Below are 21,602 nucleotides of genomic sequence, written 5' to 3' on the forward strand. Positions count from 1 at the left end.
TTCTTCGGCCGTTGTCGCCGTGTGGCGCGGTGTGCGCCGGCGGCCGAAAGCTGCGGCGACGCGTCGAGGGTTCAAGGCGGAAAGAGTGCGGGTACACCTCGGGGATGGACCAGTCGCAGGCACCATTGTTGGATGCGTTGGAGCAGTATCACCGGCTCGACCGATACGGGTTCTCCCCACCAGGCCATCGGCAGGGGCGCGGCGCCGACGAGCGGGTAAAAGAGGTTCTCGGCACCGACCCGTTCCGTGCGGACGTGCTCGCCTCCGGGGGACTGGACGACCGGAGGTCGAGTAACGGCTACCTGTCCAAGGCCGAGCAACTGATGGCCGACGCGGTCAGGGCCGAGCAGGCCTTCTTCTCGACCTGCGGCAGCTCGCTGTCGGTGAAGGCGGCGATGATGGCCGTCGCAGGAAACGATCCCGGCGGCCTACTCGTCTCCCGCGACTCGCACAAGTCCATCGTCGCCGGACTGATTTTCAGCGGTGTGACACCTCGCTGGATCACCCCACGCTGGGACCAGGACATGCACTTCTCCCATCCGCCGTCCCCGGACCAGGTGCGGGCCATGTGGGAGAAGTACCCCGACGCCGCCGGTGCACTGATCGTCAGCCCCAGCCCATACGGCACCTGCGCCGACCTCGACGCCATCGCACAGGTGTGCCACGAGCGGGGCAAGCCGCTCATCGTCGACGAGGCATGGGGAGCGCACCTTCCGTTCCACGACGACCTGCCGACCTGGGCGATGGACGCCGGTGCCGATGTCTGCGTGGTCAGCGTCCACAAGATGGGTGCGGGCTTCGAGCAGGGATCGGTCTACCACCTGCAGGGTGACCTCGTCGACGGCACGCACCTGTCGCAGTGCGCGGACCTGCTGACGACCACAAGCCCGAACGTGATGCTGTATGCGGCCATCGATGGGTGGCGGCGACAGATGGCCGAGCACGGCACGAACCTGCTCGGCCGCGCACTCGCGCTCGCCGGCCGCACCAGGGAACGGATCGCCCGCATCGGCGGACTGACCGTGCTCGAAGATCGATTGCTCGGGGAGCAGGCCTCGCACGACCTCGACCGCATGCAGATCCTCATCGATGTCAGCGAACTCGGTGTGTCCGGGTTCCAGTGCACCGACTGGCTCCGGGAGCACTGCCACCTCGATGTCGGCATGCACGATCACCGCCGCATCGCGGCGACCTTATCGATGGCCGACGACGACACCACCACCGACCGGCTGGTCACCGCGCTCGACAACCTGGCCCACGCCGCGTCCTCGTTCGATCCACCACCACCGATCTCGTTGCCGAGTCCCGAGGAACTGCAGCTCGATTCGGTGCTGTCCCCGCGGGATGCGTTCTTCGGGCCGGTGGAGTTGGTCGAGGCGGACAAGGCCGCCGGGCGCATCGCCGCCGAACCCCTCACCCCGTATCCACCGGGCATTCCCGCGGTGGTGCCGGGTGAGCGGCTCGACCAGCCCGTCATCGACTATCTGCGCAGCGGCGTGGATGCCGGGATGGAGATACCCGATGCCGCCGACGGATCCCTCCGCCGCATCCGGGTGGTCACCGGGTCGCGATGACAATGCAGCCCAGTGGATAACCTTTGCACCAAACCGGCGGGATCTTCTCGCCCGTCGGGTGCACTCTGAATGCCGACGCCTTGGATACGCTTCGAGTACAGGGTATCGGCCTCGTAGTCGCTGGTGAGGCCGATGGGTCACCGCACGAAGAATTTCTGTTGGTCGACGATCAGGGCCGGTCCAACGCGAATCCACCCGTACTCGTCGAGAAGTTCGACGGCGCGGCGGCGACGGTCGTCGGCTGCGTCGAGCGGCCACCTACTGATTACACCGCAGTCGCGGACACGACCCTCGATCGGCCCAGAGGGTCCCGAAAATCACCCGGACCGCCCTGCTCGATCCAACGCGCCAACCTCACATTGTGCACCCGGCGCCTCCACCGCAGCTGGTACACCGAGACCGCCGAGCACCAGCGTAGAAAGTGCTGCGAGGATCCACAGAACCCACGTGCTCACTGTTCCTCGTGTCCGCCTCGGTGAGCCTCGCTTGGGTCAATGTTGTTGCAGGGGGCGGTATCCGGACGGTTCCGTTGCCTGACGCCTGGACACTGTCGGCTGAATCGGCGGCACACCCGGCGAACGCTAGTCGAGACATCGGCGATACCCCAACACGGCGGTGCTCCCTACCGTCGGTAGTTGCCGGGATGGCAGGATCGCAAACACCGGGTCGGCGAGGCGCCCGTCGCGGGAGCCCGGGACCTGCTGCGAGCCGCGATCGTTCCGGCCCGCCCGACCCGCGGTCACCGGCCGCACCCATGGTGCTGTAGGGACCGAGACGTCGTCGTATTCGGTCTATGCTCCGAGACCGAACGCGACGAGGAATCCCAGCGCGGTGGACAGGCCCACCCACCAACCGCCTTCCTTGTAGGCCTCGGGCATCAACGAATCCGCCAGTACGGCGATGGCCGCGCCGCCGGCGAACGCCTGGATGGTGGCGATCGCACCGTAGGAGATCTGGTCGGACACCAGATTCGCTCCGATCAGACTACCGTGCTGTCGATGCATTCAGAGGTATCGACCACGGAGACACCCGTTTCGTCGTCGCCGAGATCGTGTCCACGCTCGCGCGAAAGCCCAGAACCCGCAGGCATTGTCGGACATAGGCGAAGGGCAGAGGCGGCGGCAATGGCGCTCGATTTTGTCATCCATGCTCTGCCCGCTTGACCGGATTCTGGCCGGGGGCCTTGCGGACGATGTCACCCTCGGTGATGCTGTTCCACAGCTCACGGTCGACACGGACCTTGGTGGTGGTGCCGTCGGCGAGACGGATTGTCAGGCGGGGGTACAAGTCGGGTAGCGCGAATCCTGGTACGCAAGTGGTTCAGTCCTTCTGACGGGGCCGCACGCGTTCCGGCGACAGGTGCGGGGCCTCGTCCTCGGGCAGCGTGCGCACGCTGTTGGCTGACCGAGGTCGCCGCCGGAGGAGTCGCCAGAAACCGTTACGCCCTGGACGGGCGACTCGTGCTCCACCGTCCTCGACTGGCTTAGCGGCCGCGGCCGTATCGGAGGTACAGGAAGTCGTCGTGGGTCAGGACGTGGTGGAGTGACAGCGTCCGCGGCGCTCCCAAGGTGGGACCGGTGGTCGACTGCAGCGGTTGGGGTCCGGCCAGCCTCGGCGCCACGGTGAGGCACATTTCGTCGACGAGGTCGTGGAGAAGTGTGGGGCCTCCCTCGCAGAGGATTCTGCGGAAGCCACGGTCGCGGAAGGCGGCGATCAGGGCAGGCATGTCGACGGTGTCTTCTCCTGCCGCCACGATGTCCGCGACCTCTCCGAGGGCGGGGCCACGCTCGGTCGCGGTTCTGTGGGTGGTGACGACGATCGGCCGTACGTCGCCGGTGAACAGTGGGGTGTCGAGCGGGAGGTTGCCGGTGCGGGTGACGACGGCGATCGGCGGCGGTGTGTCGAGGCCACCGTTCGAGTCGATAGCGCGACTGCTCGTCCGTCAGCACTGCCGGCCCGTACCGTTCGGCCCGGATGGTTCCGGCGCCGACGAGTACCACGTCGGCATAGGTGCGCAGAGCGCGGAGGAGTTGGTGATCCACCGCGTCCGAGAGGGGCCGGCCCCGGCCATTGAAGGCAGCGGCGCCGTCGAGGCTGGCCACCATGTTCACGCGAACGCCGTCGGGCGGGTCGCGATAGAAATCCTCGGCAGGCACCTCGCCTGAGCCTGTGTCCAGTTTGCGCATGGTCGGTATCACGCCTCGTGTCCGGGTTCGAGGTCCTGCACATCCGAGAAGGTGATCAATTCACCCAGAGCGTTTGGTGCGAAGCCTGTTTCGGGTGCGAGAAGGAACGCGACATGATCGCCGAGCTCGAGGCGTTCGAGGATTCGGCCGCTGAACCACGCCGCGGCGCTGTGGAGGATGGGCCGCTCGTGGGGGCCGGCGTGCCAATCGCACTGCGCGAACTTGTCGATGTCGTCGCCGGTCTGCTCACCGAACAGGGTTGCCACGGCACGGTGGTCGGGTCAGCAGATGGACCGCGAGGTGTTCGGCGTGCGCGGCGATGCTGTAGGTGTGGTTCTTGTTCGACAGTCCCACGAGAAAACGCGGCGGGTTGATGCTGACTTGCGACGCGAACCCGACCAGGCATCCCGACCGCTGTTCTTCCCCGCGCGTCGTGACCACGAACATCGGATAGTCCAACTACGCGACGACATCTTCGAACGCCTGTCCGGCGTCGCGCGACGCCGGTGTTGCCACGCCGTCGACATTTAGTTCGGCTCGGAGAGCTGTGTCGTGTCGGGATTTCCGTTGTGCGCCATTCGCTCTGTCTAACAGAGTCGACCTGGACGCGCGACGAGACCAAGGGACGTTGTGGGACCCACGGACGCGAAATACGACTGACGCTGCCGGTAGGGCAATGGGTACACCGCGCACACCCGCCCGGCCGTGTTTGCGAGCTTGGGCGATCGGGCTCTACACGGCAGCACCATCAAGGCGATGTCGACCAGAGCCCGGGGCAGTCCCTTCGGTGTCATCCCGCGCAGCCTCCACGGTCGGCCCACAAAGACCGAGGTGGGGTGTTCGAACGCGGAAAGCCTCATGCGTCGAGAGGGAACTATTGATGGACAACTAAATTGTTATATGACTTAGTTGTGGCACATATGATTCTTCGATAGCCTGAACCAGTGTCGAATGACGGAGCGGACGACGGGGACTGCGACCTCGGGTGGTCGGTCGCGATGTTGATGCGTGATTACAAGACCCTGGTGGAGCCCGTGGTGGCGGACTTGCCGCGCGGTTCTCGCGGCTTCCAGCTGCTGTATACCGTGGCGCGCAAACGCATTCGCACACAAGTGCAGCTCGCGGACTATCTGGGAGTGGATCGGTCGGTGATCCCCTACGTGATCGACGACCTCGTCGACGCGGGCTTGGTGGATCGCCAACCCGATCCTGCTGACCGTCGAGTCCGCACGGTGGTCGTGACGGCCGCGGGATCGGAGCGGCTGAAGCAGTTGGAGGCGCGGATCGCCGACGCCGAGACCACTGTCCTCGGCGCCCTCGCGCCGGGCGAGCAGGAACAGTTCCGCTCGCTGCTGAGCAGGGTCGCACGCCAGGCGCGGGACCACACCGCACCCTCCAGCGCCCCACCATTTTCTGAAGAAATCTGATTGGAAATGGAGTACAGCATGGCTACGAACAAGATTCTGATCATCGTCACCAACGTCGGAGAGTACGAGAAGGTCGGCTATCGCACCGGGCTGTGGCTCGGTGAACTGACGCACTTCTACGACTACGTCACCGACCACGGATACACCGTGGACATCGCCAGTCCCTCGGGTGGTTACGTGCCGATCGACCCCGAGAGCCTGGCACACGAGGTGCTCGGTGAGCTCGGCACCGACAAGCGCTACCACGACCGCGAATTCATGAATCTCCTCGCGAACACGACGAAGGCGACCGACCTCGACGTCGAAGATTACGACGCGATCTACTTCACCGGCGGCCACGGCGTGATGTTCGATTTCCGCGGTGACGATCTCGGTGCGCTGACCGCACGCTTCTACGAGACCGGCCGCATCGTCTCTGCCGTCTGCCACGGACCGGCCGGCCTTCTCAATGTCCCGCTCAGTACGGGAGACCCATTGGTCAAAGGCAAGAATGTCACCGGCTTCTCCTGGCCGGAGGAGGAAGCGGCACAACGCGCCGATGCCGTTCCATTCAGCCTGCAGGACGAGCTGAATAAGCTCGGCGCGAACTACAGCATCGCCGACAAACCCTTCGACCCCTTCGTCGTCGAAGACGGACAGTTGATCACCGGCCAGAACCCGGGAAGCGCTCGGCCCGTCGCCGAAGCACTTGTGACGAAGCTGCAATCACACTGACCACCCCAGCTCCCGCGCAGACACTGCGCGGGAGCTGGAGGTCGACTTCGCCGCAGATAGGCTGCCGCTGCGCGGGAGCGGCAGCGAGCCACCGGTACCCAGCTCGGTGAGCTGACAGAGTCGGCCCACGTCATGCTCGGCGTTGAGTTTCAGCAGCGATGCCAAATCGGTGAGCTGAACGGCACACTCTCGCGCTCAGATGCGCACGAGGACGGACGCCGGATCTTCGTGGAGACAGACTAGGTGACCGTCGACCCCGATCCGGCCTCCGGCCAGGGCGGGCCCCACCGCCAAGGCCTACGGGAGTCGGCGGCGCGCACCAGTCGCCCGTCGTGGCCGCTGGTCTCGGCGTCGACGGATCGACCGCTCGGAGGTACGATAGGTACGTGGTCAGGACGATCGTACCTGGGAGGGTTGGATGTGTGCCGAAGCGTTCTCCTCGGGACCTGCTCCTGCCATCGACCCGGTAGTGGTGGCGCGGATGTCCGAGTCGATCCAGGTCGAGGGCCTCGAGCGGGCGTTGGGCACCTATTTCGCGGAGTTCCGCCTCGCCCTGGTCCAGGCAGGCGGAAACGCGCCGGATCCCGGACCCCGCGCAGGCACAGCAGGTCGGCGCGGTGACGCCCTGACTTCAGTGGGGGCAGACGAAGCGGGCGGGGACGTGGTCACTGCACTCACCCAGTTTTCGGCAGCCGCCCTGTCGCAGACCGAGCGGCTGCAGTTGGCGCAGTCACTGATCGCGACCGTCACCGACGCCGAAGAGGGCACATCGCTGCGGGCGAATGCTCGCAGGTCGGTCCTCGACGCCCTCGAGGTGATCGACTCGAAAGAGGTCGCCACGATCCTGGCGCCGACGAGTGAGCCGATCCGCAGCGTGGCGCAGAAACGCAGGAAGGCGGGGGAGTTGATCGGGTTGCCGATCGGCGCCCGCCCGGACTACCGGTACCCGCTGTTCCAGTTCGACCGGGCACGGCACCAGATTTTTGACCTGGTGAAATATGCGAACCGGCGGCTCGCGGTGGCGGAGGACCCGTATGGTGCGGCGTCGTGGTGGCTGACCGCTACCGAGATCCTCGACGGCCGCAGCCCCCTCGAGGACCTCGAGGCCGGCGAGCTGACCGAGATCGCGATCGACAACGTCCTCGACGTGGCACGCCGGGGCATGTGAGCGGGTGCGAACGTACAACGGCGCACCCGCGCACACCGACACCATTGCGGCCGGCACCGAGTTGTGGCGGATCCACCGCACCGACAGCCCCTACCCGCCGAACAGCTTCAACTCCGCCGCCATTGCCCCGCTCGCGGACGGCGTGACGATCAACACCCGCACCACGCGAATTCCGCGGCAGGGCCGGTTCGACCCGGTCCACGACGACCGCGTCTGCCCCGGCGGCTCACTGCTCGGTGGCTACCTGTACGTCGGGTTGCCGGTGGGTGCGGTGGTCGCGAGAGGATCCTGCGCGGCACCGACATCCCCAAGACCGGAAGGCTCTCCGACACAGCCCGTGCCGAAGTGTCGCTCACCCGGATGATTGCGGGCGAGGACCTCACGGTCGCGGCCCTCGACACCCAGGCCGGGTTGGCGGCGATCAACCAGGACGGCTCGCTGACCGGGTGCACGTGGCGGGACTACCGCGACTCCCGCATCACCTGCACCAACATCCTGGTCGGCACCCCGACCGCGGCGGGGGTGCGGTATCGGTGCCGCCACGGACGGGACGAACGCGCCGTCATGCTGGTCGAACGGGGCACACCACCGGAGATCAGCATCGATGCCACAGGTGATCTCGCCGACCGGAGAGCGGCACGGGACCGGGTCATCGACTCCCGCCTCGACGACTTCGGGCGCGTCGTGGACGTTCCGAACCGGCGTCCGCAGCAGTGGTTCGAGGAGAAAATACGGGCACAGTTGTGGGGCTGAGAGGACGGGCTTGATCGGGGGAACCTGTCGAACCGACCCGGATCGCTCGTGGTCGATTTCCTAAGCACTGCACACGATTAGGGTTTCGTGACGCTGGCCTCGCCGGACTGTGCGCGGGGTCGTCGGGCGATCGCGGTGGCGGCGATGGCCACTGCGGCGGCCGCCAGTGCGGCGATGGCGGCTGGCTGCGAGGTGGAACCGTCGCCGGTGGTCCGCGCGACGGCGATCCATACGAGCCCCCAGACGATGGCTGCTGTGACGGTGAAGCGTCCGTGACCGGCGACGGCAAGGACCACGGCGACCAGGGCGACTGCGGTAAGGACGAGTACGGCCCAGGTATCGGCCCCGAGAGCGAACGGATCGATCTCGGCGGCGCCCAGGGCGGCAGCGATGTTGGCGACCACCGCGACACACACCCATCCGACGTATACGAACGCGGTGGCGTCGACCACGATCGCTTCGACACGACTGGACGGCTTCGTGTTGGTCAGGATGTGAAACACGACGACCAGCACTGCGAGTAGGGCCACGATCGTCAGGACGCTGAGCCACAGTTGTTCGAACTGCACGCAGACTATCCACGCGGCGTTGAGGACCATCGCCGCGGCCAGCCACCACCCGGCGCGGCGTTGCCGAGGATCGGTGCGGTGCGCGGGCAGTGCCTGCCAGATCGCGAGCGCGAGGAACCCGAGGTAGATCAGGGTCCAGATGGAGAAGGCGGGCCCGCCCGGGGCCACTGCGGTGGCGTCGGCGGCGAGGGCGCCGTCGGCGACCTGGGCGATCGGGGTTCCCACCAGCGCCCCTGAGCCGATGACCGAACCCACGACCGCCACCACCGCGGAGAGGATCACGAAGAGCACACGGGCACCGTCGTCAGGGGATGATTCGATCGATCCGCTCATGGTCACTCCTTTGCGGGAGAACGTCCATTGTCGAGGATAGGAACTCGTCGAGAACACGTCCTGAGGAGCACCGTCACGCCGGCTAACTGAGACACGCTCGCAGGGTTCCGGTGACGGCGCCGTACCGCAGGGAACCGATTTCACCGCGCACGTGGTTGGTTACGTGCGCGAGCAGGTGGAGCGGTTGCGGTGCGCTGCCGAAGCGGGTGCGGTGTCGCAGTGGCGGGCCGTGGAACGGTTCCGTCGGAGGTGGCGGGCGCGCTCGCTTTCGGACATGCCTCCCCAGATGCCGTAGGCCTCGTTGGCGGTGAGGGCGTGGGCGCGGCACTGTGCGAGGACGGGGCAGTCCTGGCAGATCTGTTTGGCGGCACGCTCACGCTTTGTGCGGCCGCTGCCCCGTTCACCGTCGGGGGAGAAGAACGTCTCGGTGTCGGCGCCGCGGCAGGAGGCGCGGTGCTGCCAGTCCGGATTGATGTGGTGCGAATGATCAGGCACTGCGGGATGGGTCGCTTTCGGAGTTGAAACGGTGACACGAACGCCGGCAATAGCGGGGGACACACGGGTTCGGCAAGGCCTGGGCCGGTCGCCGACGGATCGTGCAAAGTGCACATGGAGGTGGGTGTTGGCATGGCCTCCTCAGAAGGAACGGAGCCGGACCAGCTGCAGGATTGTTGTCCGGAAAATGTTGTGCGACATGACCCCTCGACACATCGCGCGTTCACTCCTGATGCCGGCAAGAGACATCGAGGTAGTGACAGCGAGGACCGGATTCAGAAACGGTAATCAGTGCACCACGTCTCCGCAGACGGGAATGGACGTTATGCCTGGTCTCGACATCGATGGAACCGGGAGACGCCGGAATACCGGTGATCTCCCCACCCTCACCGACTGCAAAGAATCGGTAAATGGATGTAACGCTAATGGTAACGCTACGACGGTGGACGGTGAAGAGATTCGCCCGAAAGTAACTGGCATCACATCCGCGGTCTCACGCGAGTCGTCAGCGACCGGTCGGGGGACTCGGCCTCGCAATCGTGTGTGGGTTGCGTGTTCAGCCGCCCGAAGTGGTCCGGCGTCGCCGAGGCAGCAGCGATGCGGCTGTGGTCCCGATAGGGGCGATGCGGGCCGCCCTGCGGACCACCCGGCGGCCGGGCGACGGCGCCCACCGGGAGTGTCATTGTGGGAGGTCAGCGCGGTGGGCAGTCTGGAAACGCAGGCGTCTGCGCGGTAAGGAGGGCGTCGAGCCAGATCAACGCCTCGACGAGCGTGCCTGCCCGGATGGCCAGCTCCGGTTCGCGTGCGGCGGCTTCGAGGTGGACGTCGGCTGTAGCCCGGTCGCCGGACAGTAGGGCCAGGGCGGCGCGTCCGACCCGGCCTTCCCGCAGTGGGAGATCCTCGGCGCCGAGGGTGTGGCCGGCGGTGGTCTGCAGTTCGAGGACGAACGATTCTCCGGGTGCGGGCTGACCGAGACGGGCGGTGACCACGTCGGTCAGGGCGGTGACCAGCCAGGTCAGCACACTGCCGTAGAGAACGGCCCGGACCGGGTCCGCGGCCGGTGGTTGTACCAGCGGACACAGTTCCGCCGACAACGCGTCGAAGTCGTGATCGGTGACCAGGGCGAGCAGGTGTCCGGCCAGGCGAGCCTCCGGGAACGCGCGGTCACCGATATCCGAACCCACGCCCACCGGGTACCCGCCCGGGCGACGGACACGCCGAGACGGCATCGAGTCGAATCGGCTGTGCGGTCGCCCGTGGCGGCACGCACCCCCACGTTGAAGGCGGCACTTCTCGTGAGCGACACCCCCCCCGGGTCCCCGTGATCCCTGTGTCCGCGCACTGCCCGCTGCACGGGGCCGATGTGATGGGTATTGCCGAGATCCAGGGGAGGATCTCTGGTGAGAGCCGCCGGCAGGGGCACTGGCACAGGTGCCGACTGGCTCGGACGCATTGCTCACCCCATCAGGATTCGCTTCTCCTCCTTCTTCGATTGTGCGACTAACTCCGATTCGGTGTCACACGCTGTTGCGGGTAGTGCGACTGCGAGGCAGCCTGTGACGAACGACGGCCGGTCCCTGTTCTGGCTCGACGCGGCTGATGATCCTGACGTCGCACGTCGCACGTCGGCTGTGGCGTCGACCATCTGACCATCGCTGAGACGACTTTGTTGCTCGTCAGATTGTGTTCGTGGCCGGTGGGCCTCCTCGAACTACTGTGAGGTCCCTTTGTGGAAGGTCTGCGCTCGGGTTCGCGTCTGGGCGGTGGGGTACCCGCAGGAGGGCGGCACACGCGGGTCCCGGTCACCGGGCACCGATGGCCGGTATAACGCGTGCCGCGCTCGATCTGTCGGAAATCTTGGACCGAAAGTTGGTGAGCACGATCATGACACCATCGCCTGCCGTGCGTTCGAGGACGCGCACCCCGGTGCGGTGTTTCTGCTGGTGGGGGTGCTCGGGTTCATCCCCGGCGTCACTACCGACTACGACACCCTGACCTTCGCCGGCCATCATTCCGACGCCCAACTGCTGGGGTTGTTCAATGTCTCGGTCCTGCACAACGTCGTGCATGTGTTATTCGGTGTCGTCGGGATCGCCGCGGCCCGCACCGCCGGTGCGGGGAAGGCGTTCCTGCTCGGCGGCGGCCTCATCTACCTGGTGCTGTGGATCTACGGGCTCGTCATCGATCTCGATAGCGCCGCGAACTTCGTGCCGGTCAACACCGCTGACAACTAGTTGCATTTCGGCCTCGGGGTGGCCATGATCGCTCTCGGCCTGCTCGCTACCACGATCGGTCCACCCGTCAGCACAACCGCGACCAGTCCTTACACCCGCTGATGCGTGCCGACCCCTCCCGTGCCGGGAATCGAGGGCGCGTCTCGATTGGTGCTGCCGAACAGAGCGGGCCCGAGGGCGTTAGCGTCGGATCGGGCGATGGGTCAAACTTGCGTGCGGGCGGGGATCGCTATTGCGGGAGTTCCTCGACGCGGGTGGGACTACCGGCCGGGGTCCCGGTTCCCGGGATCGGCGGAGGCTTTCGGACATCACCCGTTGCCACCACAGGTCCAACGGACTGGGATCGGGCCACCGGATCGGATCGTCGTCGGATCCGAAATCGGCGCCAGAGGTGTGATCGGGGTCTTCGCCGGTGCGAGGCACGATATGTACACCCTCTCGGTCGGACGCATCCGGTGGGATGCGCCGCGATCTTTTGGTTGGTTCGACGTCGCCCACCGTGACCGGCTGTCTCGCGTCGTCGCCTGCGGTCCGGTTACCCGAAACAGTGGTGGGTTACCCACCCCGTGACGGGCAATGGGCCCTTCGGTCACGTCGGGAGGCACGCACGCGGGGCATACGGTCGCGTGTCGCCCGGAATCACCAGAGGCGGCCGGTAGCAACGGGCGTCCGCTTTCACGCCGGCGGGCGTGAACGGAATCGCTTCGGTGGCTGCCAATCCCGGGAGTATTCGTGGGCGGGTTCATCGCGGTGGGGGTGCCGGTTGCTGGGGTGGTGGGAAGTTCCCGGGGCGGGCAGTTTGGGTCCGTCGTTGCAGAATTGGCAGCCGTCGATGTGGTCCGGTGGTGTCGGCTTGGGATTGGGGGTGTGGCAGCTGGTTCCCTTGCAGGGGGTGTCGGCGACGGCGGCGGTGACGGGCCCGACGGTGGCGATCGACAGCGCGGCGGCGACGCCGGCGAGCGTCACCGCGATCCGTGTGCGGGGTGTCTTCGGTATGGGTTCCTTTCCAGGAAATGGGGAAGCAGGATTCGACAGTTCGGAAGTTCGACGTGTTTATCGTCGGTGACCTGCACGGGGGTTTCCAGGCTCCCTGGGGTGGGAGTGCGGTCACCCTGCCGCCGCCTCAGTGGGGCGGAATATCGGTATTGGTTCGGTGCGCTGGGGGTTACCGATGTTTTTCGGTTGTCACGAGCGGGTGGTGTCTGCCTGGTCGGGCACAATGACGGTCACACCGCACCGACAACACTGGGAGGGAACGTTGTGGGAGTTGCCAATTGAGAGCGGCATACCGTGGGGGGTCTGGCTGTTGGACCTGGTGATCAACGGATCCTGACACAGCAGGTCGACCGCACCTCGGTGGGGCGGTGTAGCGGGGAAGGGGTCCGGGCACTCTCGGGTATGGAATCGAACGGACATCGCCCCACCGATTCGTCGGCCGCGGCTCTCGGCGGTCGGCTGATGCAGCTGGTCGGGGATCGTGACGCGGCCCGATTCTCGTGCGAGGTCTCCCGCGTGTGCGTCGACCCGCGCCCTCTCGACGAGCGCCCGGAGTACCGCGCTCTTCTTGCCTGGGTGGTCGATGCCATCGTCGGTGTGGTCATCGCGCGCTTGGGTGCCGCGGGGCCAGGCGAACGGTTCATCCTCGACCTGCGCTTCGCGGACGGCGGGTACGTCGATGTCGAGGCCTTGCCGGCGTCGGAGCGGTGGGTGCTCCAGACGGTGTCGGCGTTGGTCGCCGAGGATGTCGCGGAGGGGGAGCGGTCGCTGAGCGCCGCCGACGATTTCGACATCACCATGCGGGCGGAGACCCTGGCCGACGCCCTCATTTGGCTCGACTTCTTTCTCGATGTCGACCTCCCCGACCCGCCCGACGTCACCACCGGATAGGAAGGGGTTGTCTGGTCGAGGAGGTGCTGCGGCAGCCGCGGCACGGTTCCTCCGGGCGACCTTCCAGCGCGCAGGATGTCGGCATGAGGCATACGCCCCGCCGAGAGCGGAACAAGCACTCGCAGCAACGCCCCTACAACATCCCCGACGACTGACACCAGCCGCGGTGTCCAGCGACGAGTCGGGCGATGCACGGCACCATCCCGCGCGCACGCCGTACCCGAGAGTTCCGACACGCTCGCGTAACCTGCCGTCCGAGATCATCGACCGGACGGCTGTTCTGAACGGTCCTGAATGGGGTTGAACGACGCACTGCACATGCATATTCGATGTGAGGTTCGTTGCAATATGTTTGGCGTGACCCCCACTGAGGCTGCCTGGCCGCACGACGTCGTCCCCAGCGCAGCTCAGGAAGGTGGGACTCCAGGCGCAAGGTGTCGGCGCCCCGACATTGGAGACCCCACCGACGACCGGCCCGCGAGGTAAAGTTTCAGCTCAAGCGAGGCGGAAAACCGTTGTGCGCTCGGCGGGTGCAAGTTTCGGCGGAACGCGCGCGGGTCCTGTACCGATCGACGCGCCATCCTGGTCGGTGTTCATCGACGTCGCGGCAACTGCTCCTGTGCGTTTCCGACAGCTGACATGAGGTCGCGACCCAGGCGCTGGTAGGTGCGTAGCCACACCGTGTCGACGGGCTCGTGTTGGAGGTGCGCCATCAGCGTTTCGCTGTTGTTGTCCGTATCCAACCATCGGCGCATCTCGGTGGTGCGGTCTTGCACGGCGTGCAGCAACTGCTCTGGAACGGTCGAGTTCGCCATCGTCGTCCTCTCTTGCCGCTCATCTCAAGGCTTTTCGGCGCTCAGTGTGGTGCGTTGGCTCGCACGCATGTCACCGTCGGTGGGCACCGTCAGGCGTATTCGAGTGAGTCGACCTCGTCGAGTGAGTCCCAGGCGATCTCGAAGCGCCTGCGGCTCAGGTCGTCGGCATCGGTCAGGAGCGCCTCGAACAGCAACCTGGGATCGGCGTGCCACGACCGGACCAGGTCCTCGACCTCCCGCGGGGTAAAAAGGCCGGACCGGGCGGCGGCGGAAACCCAATCGTCGAAGTCGCCCGCTCGGATCCGCTCGACGGCATCGACGTCCCCGTCCTCGAACGAGAACATTGCCGCGACGACGTCACCGAGCGGACGGCGGATGATGCCTTCGGCGCCCCGTCCTGGGCCGTCGTTGTTGTGGACAAGCTGTCCTGTGGTCATGGCGACCGCACCTCCTCGAGTAAGCGCGGGTTCCGACTCACTCTGCGCATCGATCCGTGAGGGAAGCCTTAGGCGGTGTGTTTTTAAGCAGGGTAGGGCATCTCCGCGGCAGTCGCTGTGTCCTGCATCACATTACCGAGCGGTAGTGATCCGGTCCACGAGATGAGCTCGTCGGATTCGGCAGCGGTCGCACTGTTCGAGCGGTGGCCTGATGGCATACGACCCAGCGGAACTGGACGATTGACCTAATAGCGTTTGCGCTCAATGTATTCCACACTGTCCCCGGAGCTGCCCGGGTCAGAGGGGCGCTCCGGTAGTGGTGCCGGCACGAATGGTCGGGGCGCGGAGGGAGGGCAGGGAGCGGCAGGATGCGGGCACATCGACAGATGAGGTGGGCGGCCGCGGGTGTCGGGTTGGCCGCGGGCCTTCTTTGGGCGCCGGTCGCGGCGGCGGAGGAGGTTCCGGATCTGCCCGGGGCGAGCTCGGTGTGGCAGGTACCGGACCGCATCGGTCCCGCCCAGAGCGAGCATCCTGATGCCGCCCGGTATGCGCGGCAGCACCCGGGATCGGTTCCGCCTGGAGTCAACGATTTCACCTGCACCCCGACCGGGGATCATCCGAGGCCGGTGGTGTTGGTGCACGGCACGGACTCGAATGCGTACTCGGACTGGGCGGCGCTCGGTCCGCGACTGGCCGGGGCGGGGTATTGCGTGTTCGCGCTGAATTACGGCGGCGAGCCCGGGGGCGACAACTACGGAACCGAGGATATGGCGGTCAGCGCCGGTCAGCTGGCGCAGTTCGTCGCCGAGGTCCGCGGCGCGACCGCGGCTTCCGAGGTCGACCTCGTCGGCTACTCGCAGGGAGCGACGGTGGCCCGGTATTACGTCAACCGGCTCGGTGGTGCAGCCATAGTCGATCAGTGGGTCGGTCTCGCCTCACCCACCTACGGGGGCACCCTGTACGGGCTCGTTCCGGTCCTCGAGCAGACGCCCGGCGGCATGCAGTGGGCGACCGCGGTGTTGCCCCCGGACTTGGTGTCGCCCGCGTTGGAGCAGCAGGCCCAGGGCTCGCCGTTCCTCGACGACCTCAACAGCGGGGGAGACACCGCCGGGGGAACCCGGTACACGACGATCGGCTCGTGGCTCGACGAGGTCATTCAGCCGGCGACCAATATCGCGTTGCGCGACGGGTCGGCAACAAACCTGATGATCGGGGACCTCTGCCCGTCCAATCAGTCCGGGCATTTCCGGATGCCCTACGACGAGTACACCCTGCAACTGGTGATGGGTCTGCTCGATCCCGCACAGGCGGTGACACCGCCCTGCACCGCGGTCCCGGCGGGCACGGGAGTACTGGAGATGATCCTCACCGAGAAGTTCTGACGGTAACGGCTTCACAAGGCCGGACGAGTCGGGCTGGCGAACAGGCTTGTGGTCCTGGCTGGCTATTCGGGGGGGTGGCCGGCGGGTGGGCTGCGGCGATCGCGCCGACTTGTGCGCCGGAGCTGAAGCTGGCGGCGGTGCTTGCAGGGCGGAGTGCCGGCGGATCTCGAGCAGATGGCCAAGGGGCTGGGATTCAACCTACACATGGGTTTCGGGGCCCCGCCTTCGCGGCGGCGATCGGTCTCGACCGGGGAGTACCCGACCCGGTTGCCGGTGTCGTCGCAGCTCAATGAGACCAGTCTGTGGTTGCAGGAATGGATGAGCAATGGGTGCAAGTCCGATGCGGCCCCTTCCCGCGCGCAGCGGTCGACAGATCTCAGCTGTTACCGAGACCGTGGTCCGCCTCACCCCGGTGAGTGGCGTTCTGGCCTCGGCTGGCCGTGAGCGCCGTGCAGGCCAGGGCCGCCGAGGCGAGGCCCAGGCCCGCACGGACCCAATTCAGCGATACCAGTCGGTCAACTCGGCGGACACGGCCTGCGGCGGGAACCCGGGGTCGAGCATGGCGAGGTTCGCGTCCACGAAATAGAGCGGTAGGAGCACAAAGGTCCAGGCCATGCACAAGGTGGCCAGCGCCCAGGCGAGCCGCCCCGGCCGGTGACGCTTGACGGCGGAGTACGTGGTAATTGCGAGCAGCAGCACCGCGGCGACCGCGAAGGGAAACACCGTCGCCCCGGTGACGGGTCCGTACACCGCGAAATGGTGCAGGAATGCCGCCGGTTCCATCGCGCGCCAGGCCGGGACGACCACGGGGTCTGAGTGAGCAAGGCGCCGCCGGCGAAGGCCGAGGTAGCGACGACCGCGGTGATGTCGATGATGCGGGCTGCGCGCCCCTGGGTGGCGGGTCCGCGAGAAGGAGAACTGCTCTTCGCCGTCGGGGCCATGGGGCAACTCCAGATCTCTTGCCTCGCACAAGTTTGGCCGACGTGGTCGGTGTGAGGATTGTCGATGACGACCAACTGGGTCCGAATACGGCGACGGCCGGGTCGAGCACGCCACGTAGGTTGCGGTAGGCCTCCGGTAGGAACGTCGTCTTCGCTCGGCGTCTCCGATATTCACCCCGCATCCCGGGCCGCATATCGCACGGAAGTGCCCTGGGCGATTCACTGCAAACCAGAAAAATTGACATTCTTTCAAACTGAACGAAAGACCAATTTGGGCGAGTGATCAAAATGGAAAATGGACGACTGATCAAAATGTGTGGAAACCCCCCGGGGCGAATCGGGGCCGGGGAGGGCCGATCCGGCGCGGCGGGGCGCACCGGTGCACCGTGCGCGTCGCGGGCTCCGAGCACCATGTGCAGCACTGCTCCCGCGAATGGGACGGACCCCGACATCGCGCAACATGGTGCGCCGTCGCGGCGATACACGGGGCGGGGTGGGGCCGTAAAGGTTACCGATCGCGTCAACGGCCGCCAGCCCTCGGCAAACCAAGAAAGTTCGTGTGGGGCCAAATTCCCGGTGGCCGAACGATCCGTTTGGGGTATTGATGACAATTACCCGCCACGAGTAGCGTCAGAATTAGCGGCCCGGGCGGCCGCCGGAACTATCGGATGCGTGGTCGTCCGCTTCGCGTTTCACATCAGGCGCGAATCGAAGGAGTACGGCCATGATCACCTTCGCAAGTCCAAGTATCGGTTCGGAATCGGCAGGCCAGGGCATGCACGTTCGGCGGCGGCCGGCGCGACGGCTCCGGGCCCCAATGTTCACACTCGGCGCCGCTGCCACCGCGATGGTCCTCATGGCCACACCCGCAGCAGCGGTTGACGTCGATACCACGACGACTGTGTCCGTGCAGGGGACCGTCGCGACCACCTGTCCGGTCACGCTGACCGCGAAGATTACGCCCGTAAACGCCGCTGGCACGGTGGAGTTCAAGGACGGCACCACCGTGATCGTTGCCGCCGCCGTCGTGACGAATGGCACCGCCACTGCCAATCACACCTTCGGCGCGCCAGGCGCGCACGTCATCGGCGCAAAATTCAAAGGAGCGGCCGGCTTCAGAGGCTCGGAGGGCAGCACGACCGTCACCGTGGCAACGGGACTGAATCTCGGCTCGATTTGCCTTCCGATGGGCTGACCGATTCTTTGAATCTTCGACGCCGGTTCGGGGCCCAGGATCGCCCGTGTGCACCGGGGTCGGCCTATGTGCAACGGAGGCGGCAGTGGTGACGAGGTCGAAACCCCCACATCCGGAACTCGATAGCTGAAATTGTCCGGTGCCGTCGCCTTCTCTGCGATAGACGTTGTACAACCACCGACCATCCAGCCACGCCGCGACGGAAGTGTGACAGCCAGTACGCAACCGACGCCGTAGCGGTTGTCCGGCGCGGCACGCACCGCCGCAGGCCACTGGGGGATCACTTCTGGTTGGAAGATGACGTGCCATGTAAGTTCGTCCAACCGGGGAAGAGCGTCACCGTCGGCGAGCATGAAGTTCGCGGCGGCGCAGAAGAGCAAAGGCCAAGGCCCCCATGAAGTCGAGGCCCACGCCTCGCTGCGGAGCACCCGAGACCGGTGTCGGACGGGTGCTGCCCATCGGTCAGGTGCACATGGTGCGTGGCGCCCGCTGTTGCGCGCCAGGGGCCTTGTGGCGTCTCTGTTCAGTACCTCAGTTCGAAGCGGTCTGTGCTGACGTAATCCGACGGCTCCAGGATGACCGTCCCGGCCGGACCTTGCTGCGGGACAACGAAGCTTGCGTTGTAGATCGAATTCGTTTCCCACGTGTCCAGATCAGCACCGTCCTCCTCGACGCTGAGGCAATATGACGCGTCCTCTTCCATCGCCGCTTCGTCGATCACGACACCGTCGTCGCCGCGCACTTTCCACAGGAACGTGTCGAAGATCGACGTATAGTCCGCGGGCACCGTCTCGCCGGTGCGCACAACCAAATCGACCCGGAGGAACTGCTTGTCCAGCGGACCAGCGAAAGCCGAACCGGTGCAGTCGGCCCCGGTGAGCGAGGCGAACGAGTCGACCGTGAACGTCAGTTCGACGCCATTGCTCAAGGTCAGCGTGTTGGGCTGACCGACGACCATCTCGGTCGCGCGCGGCGGCAGCTGCGTCGTAGTTGTCGCGGTGGTGCCGACCGGCGGTGGGAACGGTTCGACGTCCGGCGACTGGTCATTGCCGCAGGCTGCGAGCCCGAGGACAGCGAACGAAATGACAGCAAGGGTGGTGAGGTTCTAGCTCACCGAACAAACATTTCTCGAATGGCTGAAATCGCGGACGATAATCGAGGGGGCCGCTATTGCCGGTCCGTGTGAGCATATGCATGACGATTACGCCATTAGTCGATTCCGACTTTAGGCGGCAAAGCATCCTTATGGGCGGCGGGCAGCGTTGAGGCGTGGGCCGCTGCTCGGAAGGCGGTGGCTCGGCTCCCACCTGGCGAGCCGCGGGCCACCGCCGTTCCAGGGCATATATGGCCGATCAGCCGATTCCGATACCGCCCCCGAACGTGATACTCAGCCACTTGAGGAACGCCTCGAAGGCGACGGCAAAGTCAACACCTGCAGAACCCATGACCCCTTCACTCCTCTTGCCTTTTCTCATCCACGGGCACCGAACCCGCTTACTCCTATATCGGCTGTGGGCGCCTCCGGCGTTTCACGAAAAGGAAGATAATTTTCGCCCATCAAACTGAACGAATGCCCAATTCAATTGGACGCGCGATCAAAATGGAAATTGGACGACTGATCAAAATATTGAAAAAACTTCGTGGGCCGATCGGCGCAACAGAGTGAGCGATCGTGGCGATACACGACGGGGCGGGGACCGACGGGGACGGCAATCGCCTACAGCGGTGGACGCCCGAGAAACAAGGAAGTTCGAGTTGCCGTATGAATGTGTTCTGGATGGTCGAGGTCCTGGTGGCCACGCTGTGCGTGATTGCGGTGTCGTTCGCCGCGGCGGTGACCGCGGATGTGGTGTCGCGACGCTCGCGCGAGCGGGTGCCGGACCGAGCCGACACGGCGGCATCACCCTCGCAGGCTCGGATGCTCACCGCCCAGGTGGTACGCCGTGACCGGGACTGGCACCGGGTTGCGATCCGGGCGTGGGCGATCTGTGTCCTCGCCTCCGTGATCGCGGTCGCCGCCGTCGGTCTGCTGATCGTCGTGGGATAAAGGCCCCGGCGCCGACCGCCGAGCGCTTACGCTCGGCGAATGGCGAAGAAGCTGCCCGCCGATGAGCGCCGCGCCCAACTTCTCGAGGCGGCGTTGACGATCGCGGCCGAGCGGGGCGTCGACGCGCTGACCATGCGTCCACTCGCCGCCGCCGCCGGAACGTCACTGGGGATCGTGCATTACCACTTCCACGACAAGGACACCCTCCTCACCCAACTGGGGGAGACCCAGATCTTGCAGGTCAACGAGGGGATGCGGCTGGCGTTCGGCCAGTACACCGCACCGGCCGGGCTCACTGGGATTCCGGCCCTCGCGGATCTGCTGCGGGCCGGAATCCGCGGACTGTGGCCGATCATCGAGGCCACCCCTAACCGCCAGCTGCTGACCTATGAGATCACCGCGCACGCGCTCCGCCGACGCGGCGCCGGAAACCTGTCTGCAGGGGCGATCGCCGCGCGGCAGTACCGCACCATGGACGCCGAGGCCGTCGCGTTCCTCACCCTGTGCGCACGTAGAGCTGGCGTCGCCTGGATCACCCCGGTCGATCAGGTCGTCCGGTTCGCGCTGGCGTGCATGAACGGGTTGGTGCTGCGCTGGCTCGTCGACCGGGACAGCGACGCCGCCCTGATAGCGCTCGACGACCTTGCGGCAATCCTCACCACCAAAGCCCGCTGACCCTCGGCTACGTCCTTACGGGGGTCGCTACCCGCGGACTGACCGCTCACTCTGCGAAGCGGCCTGGGTCGTCAACAACGTTGTGTCGCACAACGCAATAGCAAGCAGGGCGGGAGTCCCCTGAGCAAGAGTCCACTCCACAGGCTTTCCCCGCGCGCGTGGGATGAGCGGGCGGACACGGCGCTGTCATCTACCGTTTGGCGTAGTCGGCGACGCCGGTCCAGTCGATGACCACGCAGGGCTCATCGCCGAGAATCCAGGCGTCGTGTCCGGGCGGGCAGACCATGAGATCGCCGGGGCCGAACTCCATGTCCTCTCCGTCGTCCATGACGATCTTCATACGACCCGAGATGACATAACCCATGTGAGCGGCCTGGCAGCTGTCCGTCTTGGCTATCGGTTTGACGTGCTTGGACCACTGCCAGCCGGGCTGGAAGGTCGCCCTCCCCACAGCGCCGGACGTGACGTTGACGAGTTCGAGCTTGCCCATGTCGTCCTCGAAAGGGCGGGTTTCCTCGGGCGAATCGAGACTCTTGCGGATGAGACCGGACATCGTTGTCCTCCCACGTCGTTTGGGCGGCACCCACAGATGCGGCGGATCTTCGACCGTCAAATCGGGAACCGCGGGCTGAAGCGAATTTGCTGCCTCTTCGATTCTGGGCGGGCACCCTGATTACCGCAATATCGAGCATCAGTCCGTGGATGAGGGCAGCGGGCGCACTGGGCGAACTGCTTCTTCTCGGAGCGCGGTGGATCCGTATAGGAGAGGT

At 65.9% G+C, this 21,602-nt stretch carries 21 protein-coding genes and 4 pseudogenes; 12 read left to right on the top strand and 13 right to left on the bottom strand.

The window, feature by feature from the left end:
• Positions 1-104 precede the first annotated feature (104 nt).
• Entirely contained in the window at positions 105-1,574 is a 1,470-nt protein-coding gene (locus ACLIVD_RS40775; protein WP_491933046.1) for an aminotransferase class I/II-fold pyridoxal phosphate-dependent enzyme, read from the top strand.
• Positions 1,575-2,365: 791 nt separating this feature from the next.
• On the opposite strand, the pseudogene ACLIVD_RS40780 reads toward ACLIVD_RS40775, so the two are convergent.
• The 4 genes and pseudogenes from ACLIVD_RS40780 to ACLIVD_RS40795 all read right to left on the bottom strand — a co-directional run.
• Positions 2,366-2,557 (bottom strand): annotated as a pseudogene (locus ACLIVD_RS40780) (hypothetical protein); the annotation flags it as partial.
• Positions 2,558-2,714: 157 nt separating this feature from the next.
• Positions 2,715-2,861 carry a DUF7489 domain-containing protein gene (locus ACLIVD_RS40785; protein WP_491933045.1) on the bottom strand — a complete coding sequence of 49 codons (147 nt, stop codon included), beginning with the start codon at positions 2,859-2,861 and terminating at the stop codon, positions 2,715-2,717.
• A 196-nt stretch (positions 2,862-3,057) separates the two neighbouring features.
• Positions 3,058-3,769: pseudogene (locus tag ACLIVD_RS40790) on the bottom strand (pyrimidine reductase family protein).
• Positions 3,769-4,207: pseudogene (locus ACLIVD_RS40795) on the bottom strand (flavin reductase family protein). Before ACLIVD_RS40795 ends, ACLIVD_RS40790 begins: the two co-directional pseudogenes overlap by 1 nt.
• Positions 4,208-4,758: 551 nt before the next feature.
• Between ACLIVD_RS40795 and ACLIVD_RS40800 the strand changes: the two are divergent.
• The 5 genes from ACLIVD_RS40800 to ACLIVD_RS40820 all read left to right on the top strand — a co-directional run bounded on the left by ACLIVD_RS40800 (position 4,759) and on the right by ACLIVD_RS40820 (position 7,822).
• Entirely contained in the window at positions 4,759-5,187 is a 429-nt protein-coding gene (locus ACLIVD_RS40800) for a MarR family winged helix-turn-helix transcriptional regulator (RefSeq protein WP_491933044.1), read from the top strand.
• An 18-nt stretch (positions 5,188-5,205) separates the two neighbouring features.
• A complete protein-coding gene (locus ACLIVD_RS40805; protein ID WP_491933043.1) occupies positions 5,206-5,901 on the top strand; it encodes a type 1 glutamine amidotransferase domain-containing protein in 696 nt (231 codons plus the stop codon).
• A 418-nt stretch (positions 5,902-6,319) separates the two neighbouring features.
• On the top strand, positions 6,320-7,069 hold the full coding sequence (locus tag ACLIVD_RS40810; RefSeq protein ID WP_491933042.1) for a hypothetical protein: 750 nt from the start codon (positions 6,320-6,322) through the stop codon (positions 7,067-7,069).
• A 4-nt stretch (positions 7,070-7,073) separates the two neighbouring features.
• Positions 7,074-7,433 (top strand): hypothetical protein, encoded by a 360-nt coding sequence (locus ACLIVD_RS40815; RefSeq protein WP_491933041.1) that lies wholly within the window; start codon positions 7,074-7,076, stop codon positions 7,431-7,433.
• Positions 7,415-7,822: a hypothetical protein gene (locus ACLIVD_RS40820; protein WP_491933040.1), complete on the top strand. Its 408-nt coding sequence runs from the start codon at positions 7,415-7,417 to the stop codon at positions 7,820-7,822. The genes ACLIVD_RS40815 and ACLIVD_RS40820 overlap by 19 nt, the downstream gene beginning before the upstream one ends.
• Positions 7,823-7,899: 77 nt before the next feature.
• On the opposite strand, the gene ACLIVD_RS40825 is transcribed toward ACLIVD_RS40820, so the two are convergent.
• From ACLIVD_RS40825 to ACLIVD_RS40835, 3 genes are all read right to left on the bottom strand, one after another.
• Positions 7,900-8,724 carry a TspO-related membrane protein gene (locus ACLIVD_RS40825; RefSeq protein WP_491933039.1) on the bottom strand — a complete coding sequence of 275 codons (825 nt, stop codon included), beginning with the start codon at positions 8,722-8,724 and terminating at the stop codon, positions 7,900-7,902.
• A gap of 159 nt (positions 8,725-8,883) precedes the next feature.
• Positions 8,884-9,219, bottom strand: coding sequence for a WhiB family transcriptional regulator (locus tag ACLIVD_RS40830; protein WP_491933038.1), 336 nt, complete (start codon positions 9,217-9,219; stop codon positions 8,884-8,886).
• A gap of 692 nt (positions 9,220-9,911) precedes the next feature.
• Positions 9,912-10,448 carry a hypothetical protein gene (locus ACLIVD_RS40835; protein ID WP_491933037.1) on the bottom strand — a complete coding sequence of 179 codons (537 nt, stop codon included), beginning with the start codon at positions 10,446-10,448 and terminating at the stop codon, positions 9,912-9,914.
• A gap of 663 nt (positions 10,449-11,111) precedes the next feature.
• Between ACLIVD_RS40835 and ACLIVD_RS40840 the strand changes: the two are divergent.
• Positions 11,112-11,450 (top strand): annotated as a pseudogene (locus ACLIVD_RS40840) (DUF4383 domain-containing protein); the annotation flags it as partial.
• 678 nt (positions 11,451-12,128) lie between these two features.
• Here ACLIVD_RS40840 and ACLIVD_RS40845 read toward each other — a convergent pair.
• On the bottom strand, positions 12,129-12,419 hold the full coding sequence (locus ACLIVD_RS40845) for a hypothetical protein (RefSeq protein WP_491933036.1): 291 nt from the start codon (positions 12,417-12,419) through the stop codon (positions 12,129-12,131).
• A gap of 432 nt (positions 12,420-12,851) precedes the next feature.
• Between ACLIVD_RS40845 and ACLIVD_RS40850 the strand changes: the two genes are divergently transcribed.
• Positions 12,852-13,340 (top strand): hypothetical protein, encoded by a 489-nt coding sequence (locus tag ACLIVD_RS40850; RefSeq protein WP_491933035.1) that lies wholly within the window; start codon positions 12,852-12,854, stop codon positions 13,338-13,340.
• A 593-nt stretch (positions 13,341-13,933) separates the two neighbouring features.
• On the opposite strand, the gene ACLIVD_RS40855 is transcribed toward ACLIVD_RS40850, so the two are convergent.
• Complete coding sequence (locus ACLIVD_RS40855) at positions 13,934-14,155, bottom strand: hypothetical protein (protein WP_491933034.1); 222 nt, start codon at positions 14,153-14,155, stop codon at positions 13,934-13,936.
• 89 nt (positions 14,156-14,244) lie between these two features.
• Positions 14,245-14,592 (bottom strand): hypothetical protein, encoded by a 348-nt coding sequence (locus ACLIVD_RS40860; RefSeq protein ID WP_491933033.1) that lies wholly within the window; start codon positions 14,590-14,592, stop codon positions 14,245-14,247.
• Positions 14,593-14,960: 368 nt separating this feature from the next.
• Here ACLIVD_RS40860 and ACLIVD_RS40865 point away from each other — a divergent pair, with 368 nt between their 5' ends.
• The gene (locus ACLIVD_RS40865) at positions 14,961-15,974 is read left to right on the top strand and encodes an esterase/lipase family protein (protein ID WP_491933032.1); all 1,014 of its coding nucleotides are present in this window, start codon (positions 14,961-14,963) and stop codon (positions 15,972-15,974) included.
• 498 nt (positions 15,975-16,472) lie between these two features.
• Here ACLIVD_RS40865 and ACLIVD_RS40870 read toward each other — a convergent pair whose 3' ends face one another.
• Positions 16,473-16,781: a hypothetical protein gene (locus tag ACLIVD_RS40870; RefSeq protein ID WP_491933031.1), complete on the bottom strand. Its 309-nt coding sequence runs from the start codon at positions 16,779-16,781 to the stop codon at positions 16,473-16,475.
• 858 nt (positions 16,782-17,639) lie between these two features.
• Here ACLIVD_RS40870 and ACLIVD_RS40875 point away from each other — a divergent pair.
• On the top strand, positions 17,640-18,110 hold the full coding sequence (locus ACLIVD_RS40875) for an Ig-like domain-containing protein (RefSeq protein ID WP_491933030.1): 471 nt from the start codon (positions 17,640-17,642) through the stop codon (positions 18,108-18,110).
• A gap of 523 nt (positions 18,111-18,633) precedes the next feature.
• Here the strand turns inward: ACLIVD_RS40875 and ACLIVD_RS40880 are convergent.
• Positions 18,634-19,068: a hypothetical protein gene (locus tag ACLIVD_RS40880; RefSeq protein ID WP_491933029.1), complete on the bottom strand. Its 435-nt coding sequence runs from the start codon at positions 19,066-19,068 to the stop codon at positions 18,634-18,636.
• An 804-nt stretch (positions 19,069-19,872) separates the two neighbouring features.
• Here ACLIVD_RS40880 and ACLIVD_RS40885 point away from each other — a divergent pair.
• The gene (locus tag ACLIVD_RS40885; protein ID WP_491933028.1) at positions 19,873-20,157 is read left to right on the top strand and encodes a hypothetical protein; all 285 of its coding nucleotides are present in this window, start codon (positions 19,873-19,875) and stop codon (positions 20,155-20,157) included.
• A 39-nt stretch (positions 20,158-20,196) separates the two neighbouring features.
• On the top strand, positions 20,197-20,832 hold the full coding sequence (locus tag ACLIVD_RS40890; RefSeq protein WP_491933027.1) for a TetR/AcrR family transcriptional regulator: 636 nt from the start codon (positions 20,197-20,199) through the stop codon (positions 20,830-20,832).
• 190 nt (positions 20,833-21,022) lie between these two features.
• Here ACLIVD_RS40890 and ACLIVD_RS40895 read toward each other — a convergent pair whose 3' ends face one another.
• Positions 21,023-21,385 carry a cupin domain-containing protein gene (locus ACLIVD_RS40895; RefSeq protein WP_491933026.1) on the bottom strand — a complete coding sequence of 121 codons (363 nt, stop codon included), beginning with the start codon at positions 21,383-21,385 and terminating at the stop codon, positions 21,023-21,025.
• Positions 21,386-21,602 lie beyond the last annotated feature (217 nt).

Source organism: Rhodococcus sp. G6(2025) (genome assembly GCF_058628105.1).